14 protein-coding genes are annotated in these 21583 nt (G+C 58.8%); 11 read left to right on the top strand and 3 right to left on the bottom strand.

The genetic code is table 11. The features are described 5' to 3' along the window. The first annotated feature begins 79 nt into the window (after window positions 1-79). The 7 genes from J2X14_RS09330 (at window position 80) to crtB (ending at window position 7666) form a co-directional block, all read left to right on the top strand. On the top strand, window positions 80-631 hold the full coding sequence (locus J2X14_RS09330) for a YtfJ family protein (RefSeq protein ID WP_352410938.1): 552 nt from the start codon (window positions 80-82) through the stop codon (window positions 629-631). A gap of 231 nt (window positions 632-862) precedes the next feature. Next, window positions 863-1780, top strand: coding sequence for a polyprenyl synthetase family protein (locus tag J2X14_RS09325; protein ID WP_352410937.1), 918 nt, complete (start codon window positions 863-865; stop codon window positions 1778-1780). After that, window positions 1780-2808 carry a type 2 isopentenyl-diphosphate Delta-isomerase gene (fni, locus tag J2X14_RS09320; RefSeq protein ID WP_352410936.1) on the top strand — a complete coding sequence of 343 codons (1029 nt, stop codon included), beginning with the start codon at window positions 1780-1782 and terminating at the stop codon, window positions 2806-2808. The genes J2X14_RS09325 and fni overlap by 1 nt, the downstream gene beginning before the upstream one ends. Beyond that, window positions 2805-4070 carry a glycosyltransferase gene (locus J2X14_RS09315; protein WP_352410935.1) on the top strand — a complete coding sequence of 422 codons (1266 nt, stop codon included), beginning with the start codon at window positions 2805-2807 and terminating at the stop codon, window positions 4068-4070. Before fni ends, J2X14_RS09315 begins: the two co-directional genes overlap by 4 nt. Then, on the top strand, window positions 4067-5245 hold the full coding sequence (crtY, locus tag J2X14_RS09310; protein ID WP_352410934.1) for a lycopene beta-cyclase CrtY: 1179 nt from the start codon (window positions 4067-4069) through the stop codon (window positions 5243-5245). Before J2X14_RS09315 ends, crtY begins: the two co-directional genes overlap by 4 nt. After that, window positions 5238-6716 (top strand): phytoene desaturase, encoded by a 1479-nt coding sequence (locus J2X14_RS09305; RefSeq protein ID WP_352410933.1) that lies wholly within the window; start codon window positions 5238-5240, stop codon window positions 6714-6716. Before crtY ends, J2X14_RS09305 begins: the two co-directional genes overlap by 8 nt. After that, window positions 6716-7666 carry a 15-cis-phytoene synthase CrtB gene (crtB, locus tag J2X14_RS09300; RefSeq protein WP_352410932.1) on the top strand — a complete coding sequence of 317 codons (951 nt, stop codon included), beginning with the start codon at window positions 6716-6718 and terminating at the stop codon, window positions 7664-7666. The genes J2X14_RS09305 and crtB overlap by 1 nt, the downstream gene beginning before the upstream one ends. Here the strand turns inward: crtB and J2X14_RS09295 are convergent. Then, entirely contained in the window at window positions 7581-8153 is a 573-nt protein-coding gene (locus tag J2X14_RS09295) for a sterol desaturase family protein (RefSeq protein ID WP_352410931.1), read from the bottom strand. The genes crtB and J2X14_RS09295 overlap by 86 nt on opposite strands. 61 nt (window positions 8154-8214) lie before the next feature. Continuing rightward, on the bottom strand, window positions 8215-9267 hold the full coding sequence (locus J2X14_RS09290; RefSeq protein WP_352410930.1) for a LacI family DNA-binding transcriptional regulator: 1053 nt from the start codon (window positions 9265-9267) through the stop codon (window positions 8215-8217). 973 nt (window positions 9268-10240) lie between these two features. On the opposite strand from J2X14_RS09290, the gene ascF reads away from it, so the two are divergent. From ascF to J2X14_RS09275, 3 genes are all read left to right on the top strand, one after another. Beyond that, window positions 10241-11701 carry a PTS cellobiose/arbutin/salicin transporter subunit IIBC gene (ascF, locus tag J2X14_RS09285; protein WP_352410929.1) on the top strand — a complete coding sequence of 487 codons (1461 nt, stop codon included), beginning with the start codon at window positions 10241-10243 and terminating at the stop codon, window positions 11699-11701. Window positions 11702-11713: 12 nt separating this feature from the next. After that, complete coding sequence (locus tag J2X14_RS09280; RefSeq protein WP_502889984.1) at window positions 11714-13141, top strand: 6-phospho-beta-glucosidase; 1428 nt, start codon at window positions 11714-11716, stop codon at window positions 13139-13141. A 1241-nt stretch (window positions 13142-14382) separates the two neighbouring features. Beyond that, complete coding sequence (locus J2X14_RS09275) at window positions 14383-17508, top strand: autotransporter outer membrane beta-barrel domain-containing protein (RefSeq protein ID WP_502889983.1); 3126 nt, start codon at window positions 14383-14385, stop codon at window positions 17506-17508. Between the two features lie 122 nt (window positions 17509-17630). On the opposite strand, the gene J2X14_RS09270 is transcribed toward J2X14_RS09275, so the two are convergent. Next, window positions 17631-19658 (bottom strand): hypothetical protein, encoded by a 2028-nt coding sequence (locus J2X14_RS09270; protein WP_352410927.1) that lies wholly within the window; start codon window positions 19656-19658, stop codon window positions 17631-17633. Window positions 19659-20117: 459 nt separating this feature from the next. On the opposite strand from J2X14_RS09270, the gene J2X14_RS09265 reads away from it, so the two are divergent. Then, window positions 20118-21575, top strand: coding sequence for an OmpA family protein (locus tag J2X14_RS09265; RefSeq protein WP_352410926.1), 1458 nt, complete (start codon window positions 20118-20120; stop codon window positions 21573-21575). Window positions 21576-21583 lie beyond the last annotated feature (8 nt).

Here is a 21583-nt window from a genome sequence, read left to right as displayed (position 1 = left end):
ACTATTTAGCGACTCATCAGGCGAAACGCGACATCGTTGCTTATAGTCATGAGGCTTCCCTTTAACTCAGGAGATTTTCATGACGCTGCGCCTTCCCGTGTTGTTCCTTAGCGCTCTGCCATTTTTTGCTGCGGCCCATAACTTTATTGACGGGCAGCGCGTTGCGCCGGTTGGCGTGGCGGATCGCGGTGAGCTGGTGCTGCAACAGGGCGAACCCGCCTGGCAGAACTGGAACAGCGCCCGGCTCAGCGGCAAAGTGGGCGTGGTGCTGCATATGGCGGGCCGCCTCTCCGCCAAAGAGCGCAACGCCGCGGTCATCAACGCCATTGAAAGCGCCCATTTCCCCGCCGAAAAGTTCCAGATAACGACTATCGTTAATACAGATGACGCCATCCCCGGCAGCGCGATGTTCGTGCGGCGCAGCCTGGAAAGCAGCAAGCAGGAAACGCCCTCGGCGCAGTTCGTGGTGGATGAGCAGGGCGCGGTGCGACGCGCCTGGCAGCTCACCGCAGGCGATTCGGCGGTGGTGGTATTGGATAAGCAGGGCAAGGTGCGCTTTGCCAAAGATGGCGCGCTCACCGCCAGCGAAGTGCAGCAGGTCATCGCGTTGCTGCAACAGCTGCTGGCATAAAGCTGTTAAGCGGATGTAAAGCGTTGTAACGCCACTGCTGCGTAAAAGGAAATTTCTGGATATTGCGCTACGCTTTGCAAACACAGCGAGGCAGAAATGCGCATATCACCGTCATCATTTTTGCCTGTCGTCCACCGTCATACAGGTCGCTGCGGCTCCTGGCTGCCGTCACCATGCGTATTCCGCATCTTCTGTTGACATAGTTATGATGAGGAACCAGAGACAGCAACGATGAACGCCAACCATGAAGATGAACTGCAGACGCTACGTGAAGCGCTGCAACGCCGCCTCGATCAGCTGTTGCCCGCGGGCGAGCAGCAGGATCTGGTGTATAACGCGATGCGTGAAGGGACGCTGGCATCGGGCAAACGCGTGCGTCCATTACTGCTGGTGCTGACGGCGCGCGATCTGGGATGTGATATCGCCCAGCCTGGCCTGCTTGACCTCGCCTGCGCCGTAGAGATGGTTCATGCCGCTTCGCTGATGCTGGATGATATGCCCTGCATGGATAACGCCGAGCAGCGTCGCGGCCGCCCAACCATCCATCGCCAGTATGGCGAAAACGTTGCGATCCTCGCGGCGGTCGCGCTGCTGAGCCGCGCCTTTGGCGTGGTCGCGGAGGCGCAATCGCTGCCGCCTGCCTGCAAAACCGAGGCGGTAGCGGAACTCTCTACCGCCGTGGGCCTACAGGGGCTGGTGCAGGGTCAGTATCTCGATCTTAATGAGAGCGGCGAAACGCGCAACGCGGAAACCATTCTGCTCACCAATGAACTGAAAACCAGCCGCCTGTTCGACGCCACGCTGCAAATGGCGGCGATCGTTGCCGATGCCTCGCCGCAGGCGCGTCAACGGCTGCGCTGTTTTGCGCGCGACCTTGGGCAGGCGTTCCAGCTAATGGATGACCTGGCCGATGGCCTGAGCGGCACCGGTAAAGATATCAACAAAGACAGCGGCAAAGCGACGCTGGTGGCGATGCTGGGCGCCGATGCGGTACATCAGCGGCTGCACGATCATCTGCGTAGCGCCGACGAACATCTCTCCTGCGCCTGCGATCGCGGCGCCTCCACGCGACGTTTTATGCATGCCTGGTTTGATAAGCAGATGGCGCTATTTAACCAGAACAGGACTTCATCGCTACCGGAGTGTTAATGACGGATCTAACTCAACGCAAAAACGATCATCTGGATATCGTCCTGAAGACAACCCGTAGCGCAAAGAAACAGACCACCGGTTTTGAGCAGTGGCGTTTTGAACACTGTGCGATGCCGGAACTCAACCTTGATGAAATCGATCTGAGCAGCGCGCTGTTCGGCAAAAAGCTGCATGCGCCGCTGCTGATCAGCTCTATGACCGGCGGCGCCAGCCGTGCTAAAACCATTAACCTGCATCTGGCGCAGGCGGCGCAGATGCTGGGGCTGGCGATGGGCGTCGGCTCGCAGCGCGTGGCGCTGGAAAGCCCCGATAACTGGGGATTAACCCGCGAACTGCGTCAGGCTGCGCCCGATATCGCGTTGCTGGCCAACCTGGGCGCGGCGCAGATCGCCAGCCCGAACGGACGGGACTATGCGCGGCGCGCGGTAGAGATGATCGAAGCGGATGCGCTGATCATCCATCTGAATCCGTTGCAGGAGGCGCTGCAAAGCGGCGGCGATCGCGACTGGCGCGGCGTGCTGACGGCGATTGAAAAAACCGTTAAGGCGTTGCCGGTGCCGGTAGTGGTCAAAGAGGTGGGCGCCGGGATCTCCGTGCCGGTTGCGCGTCAGCTGAGTGAGGCGGGCGTAGCGATGCTGGACGTCGCAGGCGCAGGCGGCACCAGCTGGGCGGCGGTAGAAGCCGAACGCGCCGATACGGCCCATGCCCGCGCCGTGGCGATGGCTTTTGCCGACTGGGGCATCCCTGGCGCGCAGGCGCTGAGCGATCTGCATCAGGCGCTGCCGCAGATGCCATTAATCGCCTCGGGCGGTATTCGTGACGGCATTGATGTGGCGAAAGCGCTGCGGCTGGGCGCGATGCTGGTGGGGCAAGCGGCGGGCGTGCTGAGCAGCGCGACCGTCTCCAGCGCGGCAGTAGCGGAACATTTTCAGGTGGTGATCGATCAGCTGCGGGTCGCCTGCTTCTGTACCGGCAGCGCGAACTTAAACGCACTGCGCCAGGCAACGCTGGTACGCACGCCATGAGCCACTATGCCATTATTGCGCCGCCGCTTTACAGTCACGTGCGGGCGCTGGAAGCGCTGGCGCAACAGTTACTGGCGCGTGGGCACCGCATTACATTTATTCAACAGGCGGAAGCGCGTACGCTGCTCAACGATACGCGCATCGGTTTTTACGCGGTTGGCGAACGCAGCCATCCGCCGGGGAGCCTGGCGCGTACGCTACAGCTGACGGCGCGGCCTTCCGGGCTGGGCATCTTTCCATTAATCAACGACCTGACGCATACCACCGATATGCTATGTCGCGAACTGCCCGCCGCGCTGACCAAACTGGGCGTGGAAGGGCTGATTGTCGATCAGATGGAAGCGGCGGGCGGCCTGGTTGCCGAAGCGCTGGGATTGCCGTTCGTGTCGGTGGCCTGCGCGCTGCCGGTTAATCGCGATGAAGCGATTCCGCTGCCGGTTATGCCGTTTCACTACGCGACCGATGCGCGGAGCAAAAAGCTGTATGACTCCAGCACCAAAATCTATGACTGGTTGATGCGCCGACAGGGCGAGGTGATCGCCCGTCATGCGCGGGCGCTGGGCGTGCGTGAGCGACGCGGACTGCATGAGTGCCTGTCGCCGCTGGCGCAGATCAGTCAGACGCTGCCCGCGTTTGATTTTCCGCGTCAGCTACCTGCCTGCTTCCATGCCGTGGGGCCGCTGCGTGACGCGCATCCCGTGCCGTCGCTGGCCGCCGCTGCAACGCATGCGCCGCTGGTGTTTGCCTCGCTAGGGACGCTACAGGGACATCGCTATCGCTTATTCAGGAAAATCGCGCAGGCCTGTCAGCAGCTTAATGTGCGGCTACTGATCGCGCACTGTGGCGGGCTGAACGAGCGTCAAACCGCGAAGCTTGCGGCGTACGGCGCACAGGTTACCGATTTTGCCGATCAGTCTGCGGTATTGGGACAGGCGCAGGCGGTGATTACCCACGGCGGACTCAATACCGTGATGGATGCCATTGCCAGCGCCACGCCGGTGCTGGCGATCCCGCTGGCTTTCGATCAGCCGGGCGTGGCGGCGCGCGTGGATTACTGCGGCATTGGCCGCCAGGCGTCGCGTTTTGCCAGCAGCAGCACCCTGGCGCATCACCTGAGCGCGCTGCTCAGCGATGGCGGCTATCGTCAGCGGCTCATCGCCATGCAGCCGCAGCTACAGCAGGCGGGCGGCGCAGCGCAGGCGGCGGAGATTGCCGAGCAGGCGCTGAGCGGCGGGTCTCCGGTTCTGGCGGGGGCGGCATGAGCAACAGCCGCTGGGATCTGATTTTAGTCGGCGGCGGGCTGGCAAACGGCCTGATCGCCTGGCGACTGCGCCAGCTGCGGCCGGATCTGCGTTTGCTGCTGCTGGAGGCGGGCGCGCAGCCGGGCGGCAATCATACCTGGTCGTTCCATCAGGGCGATGTTACGCCCGAACAGCATCAGTGGCTGGCACCGCTGGTGGCGCACCGCTGGCAGGGCTACGACGTCCTGTTTCCGGCGCTGACCCGCACGCTGGAGGGCGACTATCTCAGCGTAACCTCAGAGCGTTTTGCGGCAGCGATCGCACCGGCGCTGGGCGAAAATCTGTGGACGCACACCGCAGTTAGCGACCTGACGCCGGAATCGGTGACGCTGGCTGACGGGCAGACGCTTTACGCGGCGGCAGTGATCGACGGGCGTGGCTGGCAACCCAGTCCGCATCTGACCGCAGGCTTTCAGGCCTTTTTAGGGCAGCAGTGGCGTCTTAGCGCGCCGCACGGACTGACGCGCCCGCGCCTGATGGATGCCACGGTGGATCAGGCTACGGGCTACCGTTTTGTCTATACGCTGCCGCTCTCCGCGACGGAACTGCTGATCGAGGATACGCACTATATCGATCGCGCCACCTTAAATCTGGAGCGGGCTGCGGCGCATATTCGTGATTACGCCCAGCAGCAGGGCTGGCAGCTGGCGGAGTTGCAGCGCGAAGAGCAAGGCAATCTGCCGATTACGCTGGCAGGAAACTATCGCGCCTTCTGGCAGGCGAAAGCGGGCCAGCCGTGCAGCGGTTTGCGCGCCGGTCTGTTTCACGCCACCACCGGTTATTCCCTGCCGCAGGCGGCGGCGCTGGCGGATTTGATTGCGCAGCAGCGCGACCTGACCGCTGCGGCGCTGTTTCGGCTGACAGAAAATTACGCGGCGCGCCAGTGGCGGAAGCAGCGCTTTTTCCGCCTGCTTAACCGCATGCTGTTCCTCGCCGGGCGGCCCGATCGCCGTTGGCAGGTGATGCAGCGCTTCTATGGACTCAATCAGGGACTTATCGCCCGCTTTTACGCCGGTCAACTCACGCTGACCGACATGGCGCGGATCCTGACGGGTAAGCCACCGGTTCCGGTTGGCGAAGCCGTGCAGGCCGTACTTAAACAAACTCCCCGGCTGCGAGCTTTCAGTGATGAATAAAACAATTGTAATCGGCGCCGGTTTTGGCGGCCTGGCTTTAGCGATTCGCCTGCAGGCGGCAGGCGTTCCCACCTTATTGCTGGAACAGCGCGATAAGCCTGGCGGCCGCGCCTATGTTTATCAGGATCAGGGCTTTACCTTTGACGCCGGGCCGACGGTGATTACCGATCCCAGCGCAATAGAAGAGCTGTTTGAGCTGGCGGGTAAAAAGATGGCGGACTATGTCGATCTGCTGCCGGTAACCCCGTTTTATCGCCTCTGCTGGGAAACGGGCGATCGCTTTGATTACGACAACAATCAGGCGCGGCTGGAGGAGCAGATCCGACGCTTTAACCCACGCGATGTGGAAGGCTACCGGCGCTTTCTGGATTACTCCAAAGCGGTGTTTAAAGAGGGCTACCTGAAGCTGGGCACCGTGCCGTTTTTATCGTTTCGCGACATGCTGCGCGCCGGGCCGCAGCTGGCCCGCCTGCAGGCGTGGCGCAGCGTATACAGCATGGTGGCGAAATTTATTGAAAACGAGCATCTGCGTCAGGCGTTCTCTTTTCATTCGCTGCTGGTGGGCGGTAATCCGTTCGCCACCTCATCCATCTATACGCTGATTCATGCGCTGGAGCGCGAGTGGGGCGTCTGGTTCGCGCGCGGCGGCACCGGCGCGCTGGTGCAGGGCATGGTGCGGTTGTTTCAGGATTTAGGCGGTCAGCTGGAGCTGAATGCGGAAGTAACAAAACTGGAAGCGGAAGGCGCGCGCATCAGCGCGGTAGAGCTGGCGGACGGACGACGCTTCGCCGCCTCGGCGGTCGCCTCCAATGCCGACGTGGTGCATACCTATGAGAAGCTGCTGGGCCACCATCCGGTGGGCGCATCTCGCGCCACTACGCTGAAGCGCAAGCGGATGAGCAACTCGCTGTTCGTGCTCTATTTTGGCCTGAACCACCATCACAGTCAGCTGGCGCATCACACCGTCTGTTTTGGGCCGCGCTATAAAGAGCTGATTGAAGATATTTTTAACCGCGACGCGCTGTCAGAAGATTTTTCCCTTTATCTGCACGCGCCCTGCGTGACCGATCCTTCGCTGGCGCCGCCCGGCTGCGGCAGCTATTACGTGTTGGCGCCGGTGCCGCATTTAGGCACCGCGAATCTCGACTGGGCGGTCGAGGGGCCACGCCTGCGCGATCGTATTTTTGCCTATCTGGAGCAGCACTATATGCCGGGCCTGCGCGATCAGCTGGTCACGCACCGCATGTTTACGCCGTTTGATTTCCGCGACCAGCTGGGTGCGCATCAGGGCTCGGCGTTTTCCATTGAACCGATTTTGCGCCAAAGCGCCTGGTTCCGGCCGCATAACCGCGACAGCCGCATCCCCAATCTCTATCTGGTGGGCGCGGGTACTCATCCGGGCGCCGGGATCCCTGGCGTGATCGGCTCGGCGAAGGCCACCGCAGGCCTGATGCTGGAGGCGCTGAGCTGATGAACAGTACGCTGATGGATCACGCTACCGAGACGATGGCGGTAGGCTCGAAGAGTTTTGCCACCGCGTCGAAGCTGTTCGATGCGCAAACGCGTCGCAGCGCGCTGATGCTGTACGCCTGGTGCCGCTATTGCGATGACGTGATTGATGGGCAGGTGTTAGGGTTTCATCATCCGGCGGCCAGCACCGGCAGCGCAGAGCAGCGGCTGGAAATGCTGAAAACCGAGACGCAGCGCGCTTTTGCCGGTGCAGAGATGCAGGAGCCCGCTTTCGCCGCCTTTCAGGAGGTGGCGACCCGACACAAGATCCCGCCGCAGCTGGCGTTCGATCATCTGGAAGGTTTCGCCATGGATGTGCGCGATACGCACTATGAAACCTTTGCGGATACGCTGCGCTACTGCTATCACGTGGCGGGCGTGGTCGGGCTGATGATGGCGCGGGTGATGGGCGTACACGATGAGTCGGTGCTGGATCGCGCCTGTGATTTGGGCCTGGCCTTTCAGCTGACCAATATCGCGCGCGATATCGTTGAAGACGCGCAGGCGGGACGCTGTTATCTGCCGCAGGAATGGCTGGCGGAAGAGGGGATGCGCGCCGTGGATATTATCGATCCCGCTTACCGTGAGCAGCTGGCGCGGCTGGCGCAGCGGCTGGTGGCGCAGGCGGAGCCTTATTACGCATCGGCACGGGCCGGGCTGACCGGTTTGCCGCTGCGATCCGCGTGGGCGATCGCCTCGGCACATGGCGTTTATCGTGAGATTGGCGTGAAGGTCAGCGCGGCGGGCGCTCGCGCCTGGGATACGCGCCAGGGCACCAGCCGCGCCGAAAAGATCGGTTTACTGATCAAGGGCGCGGCGCTGGCGCTCAGCTCTCGCGTTGAGAATCCGCCGCCGCGTTCTGTTGCGTTGTGGCAGCGTCCGCGGCGGAAGCATGGTCACGCGAAGCCGTAGCCTTTTGTCCACGCGGTTTTTTCACGTTGCGCTCGCGCAGCACCGCCTGTAATTTTTCTACCGGCGGTGCATAGAGGAAGCCGAACGAGACGCAATCTTCTTTACCGCGTACCGCATGATGCAGGCGGTGCGCCATATAGAGGCGTTTCAGGTAGCCGCGACGGGGAATGTAGCGAAACGGCCAGCGCTGATGCACCAGGCCATCGTGTACCATAAAATAGAGCGCGCCATACAGCGTCATGCCCGCGCCTATCCACTGCAACGGCCAGACGCCGGAGGTGCCGATGGCGATCAGCGCAATCGCCAGCAGCGCAAAGACCACGGCGTAGAGGTCGTTGACTTCAAACCAGCCGGTACGCGGTTCATGATGCGAGAGATGCCAGCCCCAGCCCCAGCCGTGCATAATGTACTTGTGCGCCAGCGTGGCGATAATTTCCATCGCGGCGACGGTCGCCAGCACAATCAGGGTGTTCCACAGCACCAGCATCGTGACTCCTTTTCCCGAATTTACCCTACCCATTTAAGTGATGCAGAGTATAGCAACAGAGTCAGCACACTGCCGGACCGGAGCGGTGCGCGTGCTGTTTTTCCGGCGCGGGTGCGTCGCTGACTGATTCGCGCAGGATTAACCCGGAGATGAAGTCGTTGCGCGTTAGCATGTCGCCGCCGTCGAGCATGGAGGTGAGGCGGTTGATGCTTTCATGGATCATGTCGGTCACGGGATCTTTGACGCTGGAGAGCGCAGGCAGCAGGAAGGGCGCGACGGGGATGTCGTCAAAGCCGAGTAGCGAGACCTGTTGCGGCACAATGATCCCAGCGGCGTTGAGCTGTTTTAGCGCGCCTACTGCCATGTCGTCGTTGCTGGCGATGATCGCGCTGAAGGCGATTTGGTTTTCCAGCAGCTGCGTCACGGCTTTTGCGCCGCAGGCGGGCGTCCATTTGCCTTGCACGATGCGTTGCGCATCAGTGGCGATGCCTGCCTGGCGCAGCGCCTCGTTGTAACCGGCAAGGCGTTCGAGGGCGGTCGGGGAGTCGGGCGATCCGGTGATGAAGGCGATTTCCCGGTGGCCGCGCGCGATCAGTGCCTGGGTGGCGTTGAGGGCCGATCCTTTATGGTCGCAGCAGACGGCGTGGCTGTGATGTTTGCGCAGGCGGCGGTTGACGACCACGACGGGCTGGCGGGTTTGTTCGATGATGTCATCCATTTCATCGATGGTGAGGAAGCGCGGATAGAGGACGATGGCATCGCAGCGCAGATCGAGCAGGAATTCAATCGCTTCACGTTCCTGTTGCGCGCTGTGTTTGCCGTCAACAAGGATGAGCTGGCGGCCGCTTTCTTCGACTTTTTTCGCCGCCTGAGACAAGATTTCGCTGAAGTAGCTGCCGCTGTAGAGGGTGTTGGTGACGACCATGCCGATGCATTGGGATTTGCTGGTGGCGAGGTTGCGCGCCAGCAGGTTAGGGCGATAGCCAGCGGCTTCGATGGCCGCAAAAACCTGTTGGCGGGTTTGTTCGCTGACGTAGCCTTTACCTGATAGTACGCGGGAGACGGTGGCTTTGGAGACGCCCGCTTTTTTCGCCACTTGCTGCATTGTTGACATCGATTTTCCCCGCTCTGGCTTGTCGGCTCATTCTAAACATTTTTGCCGTTAAGGTTAGGGTTTATGTTTGGAGGCGGCGGATCGCGGTGTTGCCGGTGGTTAGGGTGATAGCGCGGCGGGGTTGCGTGGGCTGATGGTTAGGCGATAGCGCGGCGGGATTGCGTGGGCTGGAAGTTTGCGGGGGCGTCAGCGGTGGGCGGGTCGTTCCGTAAAGACGCAAAAGACGTCATCCATGACGGCTCGGCCCGCGCCGTCCCTGGCGCGGGACGCTTTACTACACGACCCGCCCGCCGCCTCCCAAACTATCGAGCCGCCTGTTTGCCGCTTCTTACGCTATCGAGTTGTCGGTGCGCCGCTTCCCGTCGTTCTGCGTTGCCTGTGTGCCGCTTTTCAAATTATCGGGTCGCCTGTCTGCCACCGATCGGTCAACGATGGAGGTTTTTAATGGTTAAGTATCGAAGTGCGGAATTGAGGGAGTGGGAGGGCCGGGGCCGTGAGGCGGACCTCCCGCGGCAGGGACGGCGCGGGCGGAGGCCCCAGGGATGGGTGCATGCCGTGCCGCCGATGGCCCCGGCCCTTCCGCGACCAGCACGAACCTGCCGCAGACTGACCTCTGAGCCCGCGACCAGCACAAACCTGCCGCAGACTGGCCTCTGAGCCTCTCAACCAGCACGAACCTGCCACAGACGAACGTCCGAGCCTCGCGGTTAGCACGGATCTGGCATCAGTGCGTTTCCTGCAAACAAAACTGAAAGGAATCAGCACGATCTTAATCACAAATCCTTAACGCCGAAAAAGATAACAGTTGATATTGCTCTGGCAGTTAACCAATCTGATGTGAAACCGGTTACCTATTGTGATTCATACCCAAACATAAGGAACTCAGCGCCCTTATGCTTACCCAACCCTTTGAATAAACACTAAAACCGTCAAGCTGCGGTAAAGGTGCGTCATAACAAGAGGTTTCACACTCATGTCAAAGAATTACGCGGCAATCTCGCACGCGATAGTCGATGCGATTGGTGGTGGTAATAACGTGGCAGCAGTAACGCACTGCATGACGCGCCTGCGCTTTGTACTGAACGACAACCGCAGCGTCGATACGGCGACGCTCAAAAAAATTCCCGGCGTCATGGGCGTGGTGCAAAACGACAATCAATGCCAGGTCATCATCGGCAACACCGTCTCCCAGGCCTATGCCGAAGTGCTGAAACGCTTGCCCGCAGGCGCACAGGCGCAGCGACCGGAACCGCAAAAAGGAAAACTCACCCTACGACGCATCGGCGCCGGGATCCTTGATGCGTTGATCGGCACCATGTCGCCATTGATCCCGGCGATCATCGGTGGATCGATGGTTAAACTGCTGGCGATGATCCTCGACATGACCGGCTTTTTTCCAAAGGGATCCTCCACCATCGCGATCCTGAACGTTATCGGTGACGGCGCGTTCTTCTTCCTGCCGATCATGGTTGCCGCCTCTGCCGCGATAAAATTCAAAACCAACCTCTCGCTGGCGATCGCTATCGCTGGGGTGCTGGTGCATCCCAACTTCGTCGATTTGATGGCGAAAGCGGCGCAGGGGCAAGCGGTGGATTTCGCCGGGCTGCCGGTAACCGCGGTGAAATACACCTACACGGTGATCCCGACGCTCTGCATGACCTGGATCCTCTCCTACATCGAAAAATGGGTGGATAAAATCACCCCGGCGGTAACGAAAAACTTCCTGAAGCCGATGCTAATCGTTCTGATCTCCGCACCGATCGCCATCATGCTGATTGGCCCGCTGGGTATCTGGATCGGGAGCGGCATCTCAGCGGTGGTTTACACCATCCATCATTACCTTGGCTGGCTCTCCGTCGCCATCATGGGCGCACTCTGGCCGCTGCTGGTCATGACCGGTATGCACCGCGTCTTTACGCCAACCATCATTCAAACCATTGCTGAAACCGGCAAGGAAGGCATGGTGATGCCTTCGGAAATCGGCGCGAACCTCTCGCTGGGCGGGTCGTCACTGGCGGTCGCCTGGCGCACCAAAAATCCGGAACTGCGTCAGACGGCGCTGGCCGCTGCCGCCTCGGCGATCGTCGCCGGTATTTCTGAACCCGCGCTTTATGGCGTGGCGGTAAGGCTGAAGCGCCCGCTGATCGCCAGCCTGATCAGCGGCTTTATCTGCGGCGCGGTCGCCGGTCTTGCCGGGTTGGCAAGCCACTCAATGGCGGCGCCGGGGCTGTTTACCAGCGTGCAATTCTTCGATCCGGCTAATCCGATGAGCATCGTTTGGGTCTTTGCCGTGATGGCGCTGGCGGTGGTGCTTTCTTTCTTTATTACTTTGATTTTGGGCTTTGAGGACATTCCGGTAGAGCAAGAAAGCGAGCAGAAGGCCGAACCTTCCGCCGCCTGGCCCGCCGCGTCTCAGGCCGTTAAAACGCATTAACAGAGGATGCATATGGAAACCAAATTTCCCGCAGGATTTTTATGGGGCGGTGCAATCGCAGCGAATCAGGCCGAAGGCGCGTGGCGTGAAGGCGGTAAAGGGCCCGCGACGGTGGATATGATCCCGCACGGCAGCGATCGTCTGGCGGTAAAGCTGGGCCAGCAGCCCCGCTTTACGTGGCGCGATGATGAATTTTACCCCAGCCACGAGGCGATCGATTTCTACCATCGTTATAAAGAAGATATCGCTTTAATGGCTGAGATGGGGTTCACGGTATTTCGCACCTCAATTGCCTGGAGCCGGATTTATCCGCAGGGCGACGAGCTGACGCCTAATGAAGCGGGCATCGCTTTTTATCGCGATCTGTTTAACGAGTGCAAAAAATATAATATTGAGCCGCTGGTAACGCTTTGTCATTTTGATGTGCCGATGCATCTGGTTAAAGAATATGGTTCCTGGCGCAGCCGTAAAATGGTCGACTTTTTTACGCGTTATGCGCGCACCTGTTTCGAGGCGTTTGACGGGCTGGTGAAATATTGGCTGACCTTTAACGAGATCAATATTTTGCTGCACAGCCCGTTTTCCGGTGCGGGATTGGTTTTTGCCGAGGGCGAAAATCCGCAGCAGGTAAAATATCAGGCGGCGCATCATGAGCTGCTTGCCAGTGCGCTGGCGACAAAGATTGCTCATGAGGTGAATCCGCAAAATCAGGTTGGCTGTATGCTGGCGGGCGGTAATTTTTATCCTTATTCCTGTAAGCCGGAAGATGTATGGGCGGCGCTGGAAAAGGATCGGGAGAATCTGTTTTTTATTGATGTGCAGGCGCGCGGCGCCTATCCGGCATGGACAAAGCGCATGTTTCGTGAGCAGGGCATTGAGATTGCCATTCAGCCAGGCGACGAAGAGATTCTGCAAGATACGGTCGATTTCGTTTCTTTCAGCTATTACGCTTCGCGCTGCGCGTCGGCGGATATGAATAACAACAATACCAGCGCGGCGAATATCGTGAAGTCGTTAAAGAACCCGTTTATCGAGGCCAGCGAGTGGGGTTGGGGCATCGATCCGCTGGGGCTGCGCATTACCATGAATATGATGTATGACCGTTATCAGAAACCGCTGTTTTTGGTGGAGAATGGCCTGGGCGCGAAGGATGTAATAAATGCGAAGGGCGAGATTGAAGATGATTATCGCATTAGTTATTTACGCGAGCATATTCGCGCAATGGCAGAGGCGATTGATGATGGTATTCCGATTATCGGTTATACCAGCTGGGGCTGTATTGACTTGGTGTCAGCCTCTACCGGCGAGATGAGTAAGCGCTATGGTTTTGTCTATGTTGACCGCGACGATCGCGGCGAGGGGACGCTGGCGCGCACGCGGAAGAAGTCGTTCTGGTGGTATAAGAAGGTGATCGCCAGTAACGGCGCGGATTTGGATTGATGGCGTTGGTCGCGAGGCTTGGGCGTCAGTCTGTACCAGGTTCGTGCTAGTTGTGTGAGCGTTTGGGTGACGGCCTGTGGCAGGTTCGTGCTGGTTGTGGAATCTGGACGCCAGTTTGTGGCAGGTCTGTGCTGGTCGCAGGACCCAGAGGTCAATCTGCGGCAGGTTCGTGCTGGTCGCGGGACTCGGGAATCAGTCTGTAACAGGTTCGTGCTGGTCGCGGGAGGGCCGGGGCCATCGGCGGCACGGCATGCACCCATCCCTGGGGCCTCCGCCCGCGCCTTCCCTGGCGCGGGAGGTCCGCCTCACGGCCCCGGCCCTCCCACTCCCTCAATCCCGCACTTCGATACTTGACCATTAAAATATACCTCGCTGGCAGATCAGCAGTGGCAACCAACCCAGCAGCCTGGGTAGCGGCGAACCGACAACGTAACAGTTCAGCAAGCGGCAGACCAGCAACGCAGTGGCCTGAAAAGCGGCAAACAGGCGGCTCTATAGTTTGGGAAGCGGCAGGCAGGCAACTCGATAGCGTAAGAAGCGGCAAACAGACGACTCAGAAGTATGGGAAGCGGCGGGCGGGTCGTGTAGTAAAGCGTCCCGCGCCAGGGACGGCGCGGGCCGAGCCGTCATGGATGACGTCTTTTGCGTCTTTACGGAACGACCCGCCCGCCGCTGACGCCCCCGCAAACTCCCAGCCCACGCAATCCCGCCGCTGACGCCCCCGCAAACTTCCAGCCCACGCAATCCGCCGCGCTATCACCCTGACCATCAGCAATGCAACCCGCCGCGCTATCGCCCTAACCATCAGCAATGCAACCCGCCGCGCCATCACCTAACCATCAGCAACCCAACCCCACCGCTTATTACCTATTCTCCTGTTCCTCTATTTATTTCTGCTAATAACAAAATCCACCGCGCAAATAAAATAACGCACGTTAAGTAATTAAACCCGTTCACGCCCGCAAAAATGCGCCTTTAAGAACATTCCCACCGTAGCTAAACAAATAACTTCTTGATTATTAATTTCGAATTTATGCCAAAAAGCAAAGCGTAAAATATATGAAAATAATATGAGGATAATCACCTTTTTACGTCTGTATATTTCCTTTTGTTACTGGCGGAAATAAGACTTTTCTGCCAAACCTGATATTTACACCGCCTCATCAGGGCGGTGCTTCATGCTTTGCAAATAAAAAACTTAAAAATCCTTATCTGAAAACCAATAACGGACGGTATCTGCAATGGCAAATAAAAGCAGAAGGTTGGCTGTGCCTCAGCGTGCAATGCGCTCTGAGAAAAAAGGAAAACGCGTACGGTTAAGTGCGCTGACGGTAGCGGTTTGCCTGGGAACAGCAGGGCAGGCGGCAGCAAACAATTACATTGAACAGGGCGTAGCGGGTAACCCCTCCAGCTGGCGTAGCAGCGAATACAACGCCGAATGGGGCCTGGGCGCCATCAACGCCGACCAGGCCTACGCCGCAGGTTACAGCGGCAAAGGCGTTAAAGTCGGTATCTTCGACCAGTCGGTCTATGCCAAACATCCCGAATTTGTCGGTACCGACAAAGTTAAAAACCTCGTAACCGAAGGCATACGCGCCTACACCGATCCCTACATTCCGGTAAAAGCAGGCGATGCCTTCCGCTATGACGGCACGCCGAGCGTCGACTCCGACGGTACGCTGGGATCGCACGGCACCCACGTTGCCGGTATCGCCGCAGGCAGCCGCGACGGCGGCGTTATGCACGGCGTCGCCTACAACGCGCAAATCATCAGTGCGGAAAATGGCGATCCTGGCCCGGAAGATGGCATCATCCTCGGCAACGATGGCGCGGTCTATAAAGCAGGCTGGGATGCGCTGAAAAAAAGCGGTGTGCGCATCATCAACAACAGCTGGGGCATCGGCATCACCGACAAATTCGCCCAGGGCGGCAGCGATCCGGCTTACCCGCACTTCACCGTCAAAGATGCACAAGCCCAGTTCGACCAAATTAAAAAAATCCTCGGTACCGTGCCCGGCGGCGCTTACCAGGGCGCCATCGACGACGCGCGCAGCGGCATCATCACCATCTTCTCCGCCGGTAACGACGACAACCTTAACAACCCCGACGCCATCGCAGGCCTGGCGTACTTCGTGCCGGATATCACGCCCACCTGGCTCACCGTCGCCAGCGTCGCGCGCGATGCCGAATCCACCAACAGCGTGCCTTACACCTTAAGCGGCTTCTCCTCCCGCTGCGGCTACACCGCCAGCTTCTGCGTCTCCGCGCCCGGCTCGCGCGTTTACAGCTCGGTTATTGAAGGCAACAGCCTCGACACCCTCACCACCGGCTACGCCAACTACAGCGGTACCTCCATGGCTTCGCCGCACGTCTCCGGCAGCGCGGCGGTATTAATGGAACGCTTCCCCTATATGACTGGCGCGCAGATTGCGCAGGTACTGAAAACCACCGCCATTGATATGGGCGAAGCGGGCATTGATGAGCTCTACGGCTGGGGGATGATCGACCTCGGCAAAGCGATTAACGGGCCAGGTATGTTCTACACCGTCGAAGATATTCCCGAAGCGCTGCGCGTACCCGATCCCGACGGCGTTGCCTACGGTCCGACGCAGTTTGTCGCCAACATTCCCGGTATCGGCGCGACGGTGGATGCCAACACCGCTTATCAACGTCTCTGTAACGACGTGCAGTGCGGATTCGACCTCTGGTCTAACGACATCTCCGGCCACGGCGGCCTGACTAAAGAGGGCGCAGGATCGCTCTGGCTTACCGGCACCAACACTTACAGCGGCCCAACGCTGGTTAACGCCGGTCTGCTGGCGATTAACGGATCGGTCACCTCCAACGTCACGGTACAACAGCGCGGCGTGCTGGGCGGATCGGGCAGCATCGGATCGTTAACCGTTGCCAATGGCGGTACCGTCGCGCCAGGCAACTCCATCGGCACGCTGAACGTCAACGGCGACGTTACCTTTGAGCCAGGATCGCGCTATGCGGTTGAAGTCGCGCCTGCGGGACGCAGCGACCGCATCGCCAGCACCGGCGCCATCGCCATCAACGGCGGCGAAGTCACCCTCTCGCTGGAAAACAGCAGCAACCTGCTGAGCCAGAGCGAAATGCAGACCCTCACGGGGCGCTACAGCATCCTGACGGCAGAACAGGGCATTAACGGTGAGTTCGACAGCCTGCTGCCGAGCTACGCCTCTACCTTCCTCGGCACATCACTCAGTTATCAGGCGAACCAGCTCACGCTGGCGGTAGGGCGTAACGATGCCACCTTCGCCAGCGTGGCGGAAACCGCCAACGAGCGCGCGGTCGCGCAGGCGGCAGAAGCGCTGGGCGCGGGCAATCCGGTTTATGAAAGCCTGCTGCTGAGCACCTCGGCGGGCGAGGCACGCCAGGCGTTCCGTCAGCTCGCCGGTCAGGTGCATGCCGATATCGCTTCGGCGCAGGTCAACGACAGCCGCTATCTGCGCGATACGCTCAACGATCGTCTGCGTCAGGCGGAAGGGCTGGCGGGCTCAACCGACATCAAAGCCGATGAAGGCGGTGCCTGGGCGAAACTGCTGGGCGCGTGGGATCACGCTTCCGGCGATGCCAGCGCCACCGGCTATCAGGCTTCCACCTACGGCGTCCTGCTGGGGCTGGATTCCGCCTGGGCAGACGACGCGCGTATGGGCGTGGCGACGGGCTACACCCGCACCTCGCTGGACGGCGGCTACGGCGCGAATGCCGACAGCGATAACTACCATCTGGGCGTTTACGGCGGCAAACAGTATGGCGCGCTGGCGCTGCGTGCCGGTGCCGGTTACACCTGGCATCGTTTCGATACCTCGCGCGCTGTGAGCTACGGCAGCCAGTACGATCGCGCTAACGCACAATACAGTGCGCGTACCGAGCAGTTCTTTGCTGAAGCGGGCTACAGCATCCCGGCAGGGCTGGTGAATATCGAGCCGTTCGCCAATCTCTCTTACGTAAACTTCCAGAACAACCGCATCGCTGAACAGGGCGGGGCGGCGGCGCTGCATGGCGACAAGCAGCACACCGACGCGACCTTCTCAACGCTGGGGCTGCGCTCCGATCTGCAATGGGACGTGAACGGCGGAACCGCAGTCGCGCTGCGTGGGGAACTGGGCTGGCAGCATCAGTACGGCGATCTGGATCGGGGAACCGGACTGAAATTCAACGGCAGCAACGCGCCGTTTGTGGTGAATAGCGTCTCTGCTTCGCGGGATGGCGCGGTGATCAAAGCCAGCGCCGAAGTGGCGTTAAACAGCAACTCTCATCTGTCGCTGGGCTACAGCGGGCTGTTATCGGAAAACCATCAGGATAACAGCGTCAACGCAGGCTTCAGCTGGAATTTCTGAGTCAAAACTCATGGGGGCCGCTTGCGGCCCCCTTTTTCTTTCAATATGCTTTTGCGATGGTCAGGTTCGCAGCCTGATCGGCCCTCATCCAAAAGCTATTGTTGGATCTCGTCCCGGCCAACCTACAACATCCTGACAGCCTCACTGCCATCTTCTTGCACCACGCGTTCAAATGCAGGCCAGATATCGAAAAAGGGATAAGCCAGCGTCATCGCGCCGCAGCGCACCTCATAGCTCCGCTGCTGCACCCGGCTTCTCTTCAACGCAATCGAAGGCAGGCTGGTTAAAAATCCCAGCATCTTATCAATCGTGATCTCGCCGTGATAATATTCACTGCCTGCATGCTGTAACGGCGTCGGCTTGCCGCTTTTAAACTCAGTTATCACGCCGGGAAGACGATCGATAAAACTGTAAAATGCTGTTTTATCGACCACATAACAGCCGTTTTGATGATGAATATCGCCCTGCATTGAAGTGGTCACGATCAGCTTATGCACGCCTTTCGGCTGCCATGTGGCGGGCAGCTGCAGCGCGTCGCGTATCAGCTGTGGGCGCGCGACATAATAGTCGGTATAGCGCGTCACCTGATGCATCCAGCATTTCTCACGCAGGCCTGCGCCGTCGCCGCTGATATTCACCAGCGTCTGATAATAGCGATTAAAATGTACCGGCTGGCCGTTGGATTTCAGCTCGATAAAAAACAGATGATCGTCAATCTCCAGCACACAGTCACAGTCATAATCCTGCCGCACTGAGAGCGGCGCGGCGCGCAAACCGGCGTCTCTGAGGTGTTGAATAAACTGCCGTTCATGGCTTTTGCCTTTATCGTCAAGCTGAAGGTTTTTCGCGCTAAACAGTGAAAGCAAGGAGCGCGTCGCGCTGCTCATCGAAACGATAGAAGGCAACAGGCAAAGGCCGTCGCCGCAGGGAAGCAGCGGGCAGTCACTCATATCCATCGCGCTGTCGTCAAAGGTAAAATAGTCGGTCACTAACGCCGCACTGGTCCAGGAAAGGCCGCCCGCGGCAAACAGCTGGATCCATTCATCGCGTGTCCGGTAGATCACCCACTCTTGCAGCGTAAGGCCTGCGGGCGTTTGCCGCTGAAAGCGCGCGTCCATCTCCCGTTTCGCCAGCGTCACCAGCATTTCATAAGCATGAATCCAGGCATAAATCGTGACGCCGCCATATTCCCCGTAAAGATCTTCCGGCGGCATATTTTCCATTTCGCTAAAATAGGCGACCGAGAAAAAATCGTTTTCACTCATCCAGTCAGGTATCAGCGGCTTGAGCTGTGCCACAAAATCGGGCTGGTTTTTTAACCGGCGCTGGATGTCGTGCCAGAGATTAATGCCGCGCATGGTAAAGCGGGAACGCGCCACTTCCCAGGCTTTATAGGCGCAGCGCTCGTCAACCTGCAATGAAATATGTTGCGCATCGACGCGTGTTATTTCCGCCTGGCAAAAGCGAAACAGATCGCTGATGCGATTAAGCGAATCAAAATCATCCCACTCTTTTATCCATTCCCCGGTGGCGGCGACGCCCTCGCGGGTACATTGATATTCCAGATCCAGCGTATGGTTTTGCCGCAGCTGTTTAAATATATGGCCGGTATAGCTGGAAACCTGATCAAATAGCATATCAATCGCTTTGGTGTTTTCCGGGGTAACCTCTTCTGCCAGCGGCAGGCCAGCCATGCGTACCACCAGCGGGAAAATAGCCTCCAGCCGGGCGCTGGGAATAGGTTTAATCAGCGAGAGCATAATGCTGAGGTTTATTTCCGCGCAGATTAAAAAGGCGTTAAGCTTATTCGCGCCGCCGGTCACTTTCTGATAGCGCTTATCCAGAACCGTTATTCGACGGAAAAAAGCGTTATACGCCTGATGAATCAGCCGACAGTCGCGCTCGGTGTGTAAAATGCGCTCGCGATGCGCCGGGAAGCGCTGCAACAGCGGGTAAATACAGCGGCCAAAATCGCGCTGATACTCCTCTTCTGACTGCACGGCGAAACGCTGATAATAGCGCGCGGAAATCATCAGCACATTCAGCGCCGCATCAATATCCACCTCTTCTATCCAGCGTTGATAGAACGCCACGAACTTTTCCGCATCCTGCGCCTGGGTCTTTATGGCGTACGCATCGTAATAAACCATTTACCGCTCCCTTTATCTCAGGTCGATAGCCGGGCAGGCAACGGATGCGCCTGCGCTTTTTCCTGCCAGGCAATGTCACTTTAACCCGTCGGCATAAATTCTGGACAATGTTTAGGTAGCCGATAATAATAGGCGCGCTTTAAAATCCATAAGGTTTTCTACAGTTAACCGGTTAAATTGGCGGCGCGGTTTTTACGCGACGCTTGCGCTTTTTGCCAGATTTTCTGTTATGTAAACCAAAAAATAATAATTATCGGCTGTTAATTTGTGTTTGGTTAACTAATTGTATCGCGAGATGTTTTTTCTAACCGTCGGGGCAGCGATAAGCGCTGCGCAACCTGACGTAAAAAAGACGCGATATTCGCCAAAAAAATTACGCGTTATATAAAAACGCATTGGCACAGCGCTTGCTCAAATAACCGCTTTATTTTCGGCATGGAAAAGGATTAAGGAGAGAACGTGAAACGCCGTCATCTCAGGAAAGTGGGGTCGCTGACCGCTGTCGTTATGCTGACTTCAAGCTGCGCCAGCCTGCATCAGGCTGGACAAAATTATGGTACGGCCATCGGCTGTATAGGCGGAGCGGCATTAGGTGGAGGGGTAACATACCTTCTCACTAAGGATGCCACCAAAGCGGTAGCCGGGGGACTGGTCGGCGGCATCGCCGGTTGTATGGCTGGCAACGTCTGGCAAAGTCGTGAAAAAGCGCTGGCGCAAATCGCCGCGGAAGAACATATCAAGATCCAAAGCCAGCCGCTTCAGGCGCAGCAGACCGGCGGCACGGAAACCGTTGGGCTGGTGGCTCAGGTGGAAGATCGCGGCATGTTTGCTACTAACAGCGCTCAGCTTTCTGCCAACGGGCTGCGTCAGGTCAAAAAGATCGCGGACGCGATGAAGCAGGGCGATCAAAACGGCGTGGTGCTGGTGGTGGGTCATACCGATGCCACGGGAAGCGCCAGCTGGAACCAAAAGCTATCGGAACAGCGGGCACAGAGCGTTGGCCGCATTTTGCAGCAGGCGGGTCTCAATCCGCAGAAACTCTATTTCCAGGGCGCGGGTTCGTCGCGTCCGCTGGCGGATAACACCACTTACGACGGTAGGGCGGCAAACCGCAGGGTTGAGATCGTTGGTCTGGCAAACGAAGCGCTGCTGCGTCAGCGGGTAGAGCAGGAAGGCAACAACCTCGCCTATTTACGTTACGGCACCCAGCCCGCCAGCACCTCACAGGCTAAAGCGCCCGCAAAACGTCCTGCTGTGGTTTCCCATAGCGCGCCAAAAGCGCCTGCGTCAGCAGCGAGCAAACCGACCACCACCGCGGCAACCGGCACGGAAAACAGCAAAAACTGGATAGATTTCGGCGGTGAGGCGGTAAGCCCCTCCACGTTGTCGTTGGCGGCCAATCTTAAACCGCGCAGCAGCGGGTTTTCGTTGATTTCACAGGCCAACGCCAGCGGCGTAACGGAAAGCTGCCTGACCGACAGCGCGCGCGTCGCGGGCATGGCGAAAAATCTCGCCAGCGGCAAAGCGATCGAGGCGCATCAGACGCGGGAGTATTTCAACGGCATGAATGGTCGGGCCTGGGCCGGGCTGGTCAATAACCATCTGGTCACGCTCTCGCCGGTAAAAGTGCTGAAAGATAATGCTGCGGTGGTGGCGGATCCGAAAGTCTACATTACCCGCAATTATCAAAGCAGCGGCAACCGCAAGGCCGATGCGCCCATCAGCGCCGTGGCAAATGCATGGGAAGGCGAAGAGAGCATTCTGTATCGGGTTTACCTGCCGGCAGAGAAACAGCAGCCGCTCTCCTGTATCGATCTGCTGGTGCCGAAAAACGCCACTAAAGCGCAGCAGGGCCAGCTTTTTTACACCAGTCACAGCAATGCCTGGGTGGCGAATTACAGCCCGACCCGCAGCTAATCAAGGAA

Origin of the sequence: Mixta sp. BE291 (genome assembly GCF_031457955.1) — a bacterium.
GTDB lineage: Bacteria > Pseudomonadota > Gammaproteobacteria > Enterobacterales > Enterobacteriaceae > Mixta.
Note: the sequence above shows the minus strand (reverse complement) of the source record. Positions and strands in the feature narration are given on the sequence as shown.